The 1303-nt window shown below is 57.7% G+C and carries 2 protein-coding genes; one reads left to right on the plus strand and one right to left on the minus strand.

Annotated elements, in window-relative coordinates; translation table 11 throughout:
- Window positions 1-126: 126 nt before the first annotated feature.
- Window positions 127-603: a YkgB family protein gene (locus OPU69_RS19905; RefSeq protein ID WP_010339850.1), complete on the minus strand. Its 477-nt coding sequence runs from the start codon at window positions 601-603 to the stop codon at window positions 127-129.
- Between the two features lie 104 nt (window positions 604-707).
- Between OPU69_RS19905 and OPU69_RS19910 the strand changes: the two genes are divergently transcribed.
- On the plus strand, window positions 708-1250 hold the full coding sequence (locus OPU69_RS19910; protein WP_010339851.1) for a MarR family winged helix-turn-helix transcriptional regulator: 543 nt from the start codon (window positions 708-710) through the stop codon (window positions 1248-1250).
- The last annotated feature ends 53 nt before the right edge of the window (window positions 1251-1303 follow it).

Raw genomic sequence — 1303 nt, forward strand, 5'->3', positions numbered from 1 at the left:
AAACCCTCGAAAGCATGTTTTCGAACACCCTATCAAAGCGACAGGGTTTGTCGATCGTTATGGGCTGAGGCGGGTATGGTTCGGCAAAAGCGCAGGTCCGGAGCGTCGCCTATCACCTGTTTGCCGTCACGCGTCTGCTGTCCGTATGGACGCAAGTAGAAGGCACGCTGATGCCGCAAGAAGCACCAGGTCCTTCAACAGGAACTGTCCGGTTCCGGCCGAAATCGCCGGGAACCCGCCAGCGGTCGGCTCGGCGACGCCAGGCGTGCTCAGGAAAAACGTCAGTGTCACGGCATAAGTCAGGCATGACATCGCCGCGCCGAGAGCGGAGGCCGTCTTGTTGAAAGCACCGATAATCAGCGCAGCGGCCGTCGCGAGCTCGACGGTGCCTATAAAATAGCTTCCACCCTGCACCCCAAAAACGGCCGGAATCCAGCTCATGATCGGACTGTTCTTCATCAATGGCGCGATGCCCATCGCTTCATAGCTCGTGAATTTCATGCAACCGAACCAGAGAAAGATGACCACCAGCGCCCAGCGCAGCAACGCGAGAGACCCGCGAGAGCCGGTCGTCTTTTCAGCTATGTGTAATGTCGAAAACATGGTGCCTCGCTTTCATCATGGCGCATGACCTGCCTTCATGCTTAGACAGGCGTGATATATGCGCTGCGCATACACTATACGCCGTCAATGAATGAGGCAACCCTTTGAACGTACTCTCGGACCGGCTCGTCAATCTGTTCGGCGCCCTCGCAGTGGGCATCACCGATCGAATTAAGAAGGCGGCATTCGACCCGACGATACCCGGCGGTGGCGAAACCACCGCGGCGATCGTCGTCATCGGTCACGCGACCGGTCTTTCGATCGACGAATTAGGACGGGTGCTAGGCTTGTCCCACGCGGGGACGGTGCGGCTTGTCGATCGATTGGTTGCAGCCGGGTTCGCCGTTCGATCCAAAGCGCTACGGGACCGTCGTGCAGTAGCGCTGATGCTCACTGAGGCAGGCGAGACTCGCCTATCTGCGATCCTGCAACGAAGAAACGAGACTTTATCCGAAATCCTTAGCCATGTCTCGAATGCTGACCGCCTCGTGCTGGAACGTATTGCCGAGACAATACTTGCGCAGATGTCTGACGACGCTGTCTCGGCGCTGACGATATGCCGGCTCTGCGACGAGAGGCGATGCTACAACTGTCCGATGGATGCCTTTGGAATGCTGGAGTCGTCGACGCATAGAGTCGACCCATAAGTGCGCGCAGAGACGCTTAGCGTATATCTGTGCCCGTTCTATGTCCTGACCCC

The organism is Blastomonas sp. 34TW, assembly GCF_059803595.1.

What these genes read in the sequence shown, in the direction of transcription:
- OPU69_RS19905 (WP_010339850.1), bottom strand. Translation starts at nt 603, where the DNA reads ATGTTTTCGACATTACACATAGCTGAAAAGACGACCGGCTCTCGCGGG.